Annotated in this window: 6 protein-coding genes; all 6 read left to right on the forward strand. The window is 70.8% G+C overall.

Going from position 1 to position 6,089, the window contains the following annotated elements:
* Positions 1-129: 129 nt before the first annotated feature.
* Genes E1298_RS42855 through ccsB form a run of 6 tightly spaced genes read left to right on the forward strand, consistent with a single transcriptional unit; the run spans position 130 to position 5,434 of the window.
* Positions 130-750, forward strand: a complete 621-nt coding sequence (locus E1298_RS42855) for a hypothetical protein (RefSeq protein WP_131903120.1) — start codon at positions 130-132, stop codon at positions 748-750.
* Positions 751-798: 48 nt separating this feature from the next.
* Positions 799-1,437 (forward strand): histidine phosphatase family protein, encoded by a 639-nt coding sequence (locus E1298_RS42860; protein WP_131903121.1) that lies wholly within the window; start codon positions 799-801, stop codon positions 1,435-1,437.
* A 48-nt stretch (positions 1,438-1,485) separates the two neighbouring features.
* Positions 1,486-2,076, forward strand: coding sequence for a TlpA family protein disulfide reductase (locus E1298_RS42865; RefSeq protein ID WP_243726183.1), 591 nt, complete (start codon positions 1,486-1,488; stop codon positions 2,074-2,076).
* A 13-nt stretch (positions 2,077-2,089) separates the two neighbouring features.
* The gene (locus E1298_RS42870; RefSeq protein WP_131903122.1) at positions 2,090-2,830 is read left to right on the forward strand and encodes a cytochrome c biogenesis CcdA family protein; all 741 of its coding nucleotides are present in this window, start codon (positions 2,090-2,092) and stop codon (positions 2,828-2,830) included.
* A 1-nt stretch (position 2,831) separates the two neighbouring features.
* A complete protein-coding gene (gene resB, locus E1298_RS42875; RefSeq protein WP_131903123.1) occupies positions 2,832-4,457 on the forward strand; it encodes a cytochrome c biogenesis protein ResB in 1,626 nt (541 codons plus the stop codon).
* 5 nt (positions 4,458-4,462) lie between these two features.
* Positions 4,463-5,434 carry a c-type cytochrome biogenesis protein CcsB gene (ccsB, locus tag E1298_RS42880; RefSeq protein WP_207945185.1) on the forward strand — a complete coding sequence of 324 codons (972 nt, stop codon included), beginning with the start codon at positions 4,463-4,465 and terminating at the stop codon, positions 5,432-5,434.
* The last annotated feature ends 655 nt before the right edge of the window (positions 5,435-6,089 follow it).

Below are 6,089 nucleotides of genomic sequence, written 5' to 3' on the forward strand. Positions count from 1 at the left end.
ATCCCCGTCCCCGCGTCCCACTAACTCGCGGCGGAGCCGCCGGGGGTCTGGGGGTCCGCCCCCAGGGACAGCACTGACTCGCGGCGGGTTCGTGTCGTCGGCCGGGAGGTGAGCTGGGACGATGGCGGTATGAGGTTCGAGTTGGTCGTCTGGCATGAGCCCGCGCCGATCACGGTGGAGAACGCGTCCGGGACGGACTTCGACGCGGTCCCGGCGCATACCGGCGTCGCCGCGTTCGCCGATGAGCTCACCCGGACCCATCCCGGCGCCGAGGTGACGGTGCAGGAGTCGCGGTACGCGCGGGTCCGCATGGCCTCGGAGACGGCCGACGAGATCTCCGCCGACGTGTACGAGCTGGCCAAGACGCATGAGCTGGTCTGCTACGACCCGGTCCGGCGGCTGGTACACAACCTCGGGCCCATCGGCGCCTATGAGGGCATGCAGTTCCACACGGGCGACGGCATGATCGTCGTGGATCCCGATCTGCGGCTCGTCCAGGACGTTCTGGGCACGCTCGGCGAGGAGAACCCGTTCGCGGCGCTCGTGGTGTTCGGACGGCACTTCGTCCAGGTGTCCCCGGAGGACGGCGGGTACGAGCTCGAATACAAGGACAGCGTTCAAGGCCGCCTCTACCGCGCCCACGTCGCCGATCTGGCCGATGTACGGCGGGCCTTCGAGGAGTACGCGTCCGACGATCGGGCCTTCCTCGACCGCCACTCTTGGGTCACAGTGGGCGCCGGTGGCACGTGAGGGCCGGTGGACGGGGCCATCGGGCAGCGCGGGTAACCTGACGACGCCATGACTGACAAGACGATCGTTCACCTGCTGCGGCACGGTGAGGTGCACAATCCCGACGGAATCCTGTACGGGCGGCTGCCCGGCTACCGGCTCAGCGAGGACGGCGTCCTCATGGCCAAGGCCGTCGCGAAATGGTTCGCCGACCGGGACGTCACCGCGCTGTTCTCCTCGCCGATGCAGCGGGCACTGGAGACGGCGGCGCCGCTGGCCGACGCGTTCGACCTCCCCGTGACGGTGGACGACCGGCTGATCGAGGCCGACAACCATTTCGAGGGGCTGACCTTCGGGGCCGGGGCGGGTTCGCTGCGCCGTCCCGAGCACTGGCGCTACCTGGTCAACCCGCTGCGGCCGTCCTGGGGGGAGCCCTACAAGGAGCTCGCCGCCCGGATGCGCGCCTCGGTGATCAGGGCCCGCGACACGGCGCGGGGCCACGAGGCGGTGTGCGTGAGCCACCAGCTGCCCGTCTGGATCCTGCGGCTGCACGCCGAGCGCCGCCGGCTCTGGCACCACCCGAACAAGCGCGAATGCGGCCTGGCCAGCGTCACCAGCCTCACGTTCGAGGGCAGCCGGCTGGTGGAGGTCGCCTACTGCGAGCCCGCCGCCGGGCTCGCCAAGGGGCCCAGTGTCGCGGGTGCCTGACGGCACCGCTAAGTTGAGTACTACGTCTTGTAGTAGTAGGAGGGTCCGTTGAGCCCCCGAATCTCCCCTGTGCGCGCCGCCGCGGGCGTCGCCGCGCTCTGCGGGCTGCTCGCCGGCTGCGCCGGGACCAACGCCTCGGAGAGCGGGCCGGGCGGGAGCGACAACCGCTTCATCTCGGGCAACGGCAACGCCACGGAGTTCAAGCCCGGCTCCCGCAAGAGCATCCAGGACGTCTCCGGCGAGGGGCTGGACGGCAAGCCGCTCAAGCTCGCCGACCTCAGGGGCAAGGTCATCGTGGTCAACTTCTGGGCGTCCTGGTGCGCGCCCTGCCGCGGCGAGGCGCCGTCCCTGGAGCAGGTCCACGCCGAGAACAAGGCCAAGGGCGTGGAGTTCCTCGGCGTCAACTTCAAGGACGCCAAGGAGAACGCCAAGGCGTACGAGCGCAAGTTCAAGGTGACCTACCCGAGCCTGTACGACGGGGACGGCCGCGTCACGCTGGCCTTCCGCGAGGTGCCGCCGAGCGCGATCCCCAGCACCCTCGTCCTGGACCGGCAGGGCCGCGTCGCCGTCCGCGTCATCGGCGCGACGACGTACTCCAAGCTCGGTCCCCTGGTCGCCAAGGTGCTCGCGGAGAAGTGAGCGGGGTGGGGCGATGAGCGCGGCCGAGACCGTCACCAACGGGTCGCTGTTCGCGGCGGCGCCGCTGGCGGCGCTGGCCGGGCTGGTCTCGTTCGTCTCGCCGTGCGTACTGCCGCTGGTGCCGGGCTACCTGTCGTACGTGACGGGGATGACCGGGGTGGACCTGGCGGAGCAGAAGCGGGGCCGGCTGCTCGCGGGCGTCCTGTTGTTCATCGCGGGCTTCACCGCCGTGTTCGTCAGCTACGGCGTGATCTTCGGGGGGCTCGGACGGTGGCTGCTGGAGTACCAGGACCAGATCACCCGGGTCCTCGGCGTCGTCACGATCGTGTTCGGGCTCGCGTTCATGGGGCTCGTCCCCGGGCTGCAGCGGACGATGAAGTCGGGACGGCTGCCCGCCGCGGGCCTGGCGGGCGCGCCGCTGCTCGGCGTCCTGTTCGGGCTCGGGTGGACGCCGTGCATCGGGCCGACGCTGGGCGCGGTGCAGGGCCTCGCGATCACCGAGGCGAGCGCGGGACGGGGCGCGCTACTGTCGCTGGCGTACTGCGCGGGCCTCGGCCTCCCGTTCGTGGCCACCGCAATCGCCTACCGCCGGGCGCTGGGGGCCTTCGGCGCGGTGAAACGGCACTACCCGCTGGTCATGCGGATCGGCGGCGGCATGCTCGTCCTCATCGGGGTGCTGCTGGTGAGCGGCCTGTGGGGCGATCTGACCATCGAGCTCAAGTCGTGGATCAGCGGCTTCCAACCGGTTATCTGAGATGACGGACACCACGGACATGGAATCGGGAACCGAGGCGCCCGCCGCCCGGCAGCCCCCGCGCGAGGTGCCGCGGCCCACGGGCATCGGCCCGTTCGGCTGGCTGCGCTGGGGGTGGCGGCAGCTCACCACGATGCGCACGGCGCTGATCCTGCTGTTCCTGGTGGCGCTGGGCGCGGTCCCGGGCTCGATCTTCCCGCAGCGGGGCCAGGCGCCGGAGAAGGTCGCGGAGTACTTCGACGAGCACAAGACGCTCGCGCCGTGGCTGGACAGGCTGTCCATGTTCGACGTGTTCGCCGCCCCCTGGTTCGCGGCGATCTACATTCTGCTGTTCGTCTCGCTGGCCGGATGCGTCGTCCCGCGCGCCGTCAAGCACTACAGGTCCATGCGGGCGCGGCCCCCGGCGGCGCCCCGCAACCTGCGGCGGCTGCCCCAGTCGGCGTCCTACGAGACGGACGCCTCGCCCGACGAGGTCCTCGCCGAGGCGCGCAGGGTGCTGCGCGGGCGGCGCTTCCGGACCGACATCTCCGGCGGGTCCGCCGCGGCGGAGAAGGGCTATCTCGGCGAGACGGGCAACCTGCTGTTCCACCTGGCCCTGCTGGCGATGCTGTTCGCGCTGGGCATGGGCAACCTGTTCGGCTACCGCGGCGACGTGCTGCTCACCGAGGGCAAGTCGTTCGCCAACTCGCTGAGCCAGTACGACCAGTTCGCGCCGGGACGCGCGTTCGACGGCGACCGGCTCGCCCCGTTCTCGATCACGATGGACGACTTCACGGCCAAGTACGAGACCAAGGGCGAGAAGCGCGGTCTGGCCACCGACTTCCGGGCCAAGATCCGGTACCGGGACGGCCCGTCCGGCAAGGACAGGCCGTTCGACCTGCGGGTCAACCATCCCCTCAAGGTCGGCGGCGCCAAGGTCTACCTGCTCGGCCACGGATACTCGCCGGTGTTCACCGTCCGGGACGCCAAGGGCGACATCGCCTTCCAGGACGCGGTGCCGTTCCTGCAGATGGAGCCGCGCAACCTCACGTCCGAGGGCGTCATCAAGGCGCCGGACGCCGAGCCCGAGCAGCTCGCCTTCTACGCGATCCTCTGGCCGACCGCGGTGGCCAGCCAGGACGGCAAGCAGATCGTCTCGGCGTTCCCGGCTCCGCTGCGCCCGGTGGTGACGGTCTCCTCGTTCAAGGGCGACATCGGCCTGGACTCCGGCACCCCCCAGTCGGTCTACAAGCTGGAGGGGATCGGCAAGACGCTCCAACCCGTCAAGGGCGGCTCGAAGCTGCTGGAGCCGGGGGAGACGCTGAAGCTGCCCGGCAACGCCGGCTCGATCACCTTCGACGGCCTCCGGGAGTGGACGAGCGTCTCGGTCAACCACGACCCGGGCCGCCTCCCGGCGCTGGTGGCCGCCGTCCTCGCGGTGGCGGGCGTCGCGATCTCGTTCATGGTCCGGCGCCGCAGGGTGTGGGTCCGTGCGCGCGCCGGAGAGGGCGGGCGTACGGTGGTGGAGGTCGGCGGCCTCACGCTGGGCAACCCGACCTCGGAATTCGACGACATCGTGACCGCGCTCCGCGGCACCGATGACGAACCCGGCGCCGAATCCGGGTCGGCAACCGAAACGAAGGAGTGACGAGGGTGGGTAACGCCGACCTCGCGAACCTGAGCGACAAGCTCATGCTGTCGACGGTGGTCCTCTACATCGTCGCGCTGTTCGCCTACGCGGCCGATCTCGGCTTCGGCCGGCGGCCGTCCCGCGCCGCCGTGGCGGAGACCGCCGAGGCCAAGGTCCTGGTGGGCGCCGCGGGCGCCGAGAGCGCCGCGAAGGACGACGCCCCCGAGACCACCACCACCCAGGAGGGCCGCAGGGCCGACTGGGCGCGGCTCGCGGTCCTGCTGAACGTGCTCGGCTGGGCCTCGCACCTCGGCTTCATGGTGACCCGCGGCCTGTCCGCGGACCGCTGGCCGTGGGGCAACATGTACGAGTTCCTCGCCGCGATCGCGTTCGCCTCGGTCACCGCGTTCCTCGTCGTGATGTGGCGCTACGAGGCCCGCTTCCTCGGCGCCGCCGTGATGGTCGCCGCCGTGATCGCCCTGGGCGTGGACAACCTCTGGCTCTACGACTCGGTGGGCCCGGTCACCGCCGCGCTCAACTCGTACTGGATCGCCATCCACGTCACCGCCGCGATCACCGCGACGGGCGCCTTCACCGTCGCCGGCTCGTCCACGGTCCTCTACCTGCTCAAGACCCGCGCCGAGGCCCGGGGGACCGTCGCGGACGGCGGCGTCATGTCCCGCCTCCCCTCGACCGACGCCCTCGACCGCCTGTCGCTGCGCGTCACGATGTTCGCCTTCCCGATCTGGACGGCCGCGATCATCATGGGCGCCATCTGGGCGGACGAGGCATGGGGCCGCTACTGGAACTGGGACCCCAAGGAGACCTGGTCCTTCGTGACCTGGATCATCTACGCGGCCTACCTCCACGCGCGCTCCACGGCCGGCTGGAAGGGCCGCAAGGCCGCGATCCTCTCCCTGCTCGCGTTCGCGGCCCTGCTGTTCAACTTCTTCGGCGTCAACTACATGTTCTCGGGCCTCCACTCCTACGCCTGACCGCATGACGGCCTTCGCCTCGTCCGCCGGGCACACGGCGGGCGAGGGAAGGCGGCCAGGGACGCGTACTCACCCAGAACCTGACTCCCCGGTCCCGCCGCACCCCCGTCCAGCGGACGCCTGAGCCAAGGGGGCATCCAGGGCGGCGACACCCGAAAGCTCGACGCCCTCGCAACCGAACTCCGACGCGCCGCCCGGACACTCCGCGACTCCGGCCGTTCCCTGAACGCCATCACCGCCCGGCTCGGCCTCGCCGCGCGCCACGGAAAGGCACTCGGGGACGCGGGCGACTGGGCCGCGTCCCAGGTCAAAGAGATCCAGCGCCGCCGCGACAGCCTGATCAAAAGCGACGACATGCGGGCCATGGCCTACGGCGGCGTCCTGGAACTCCTGCGAGGCGCGGGCATGCTCCAAGGCACCGCGGCCGAACGAGCCCAGAAATGGCTGGCCGTCGCGCCACCCGATAGGGCACGCACATTCCAGCTACTGGGATCCGCGCTCATTGTCGTTGATCAATATGGCCAATATCGTCACCGGAAAACATGGGGCCGTGGAACTGGCTCCTCCGTCTCCCGCTCCCAGCCCGCAGCCCCAGGTGTCTCCTACACCACCGCCGGCTCAGCCGGGCGTGACGCCGGGCCCGATCCCCTCCCCG

The organism is Actinomadura rubrisoli (genome assembly GCF_004349215.1).
Lineage (GTDB): Bacteria > Actinomycetota > Actinomycetes > Streptosporangiales > Streptosporangiaceae > Spirillospora > Spirillospora rubrisoli.

Excerpts from the sequence above, each read along its gene's own strand:
- E1298_RS42855 (WP_131903120.1), top strand. The coding sequence starts at position 130 with ATGAGGTTCGAGTTGGTCGTCTGGCATGAGCCCGCGCCGATCACGGTG.
- E1298_RS42860 (WP_131903121.1), top strand. The coding sequence starts at position 799 with ATGACTGACAAGACGATCGTTCACCTGCTGCGGCACGGTGAGGTGCAC.
- E1298_RS42870 (WP_131903122.1), top strand. The coding sequence starts at position 2,090 with ATGAGCGCGGCCGAGACCGTCACCAACGGGTCGCTGTTCGCGGCGGCG.
- resB (WP_131903123.1), top strand. The coding sequence starts at position 2,832 with ATGACGGACACCACGGACATGGAATCGGGAACCGAGGCGCCCGCCGCC.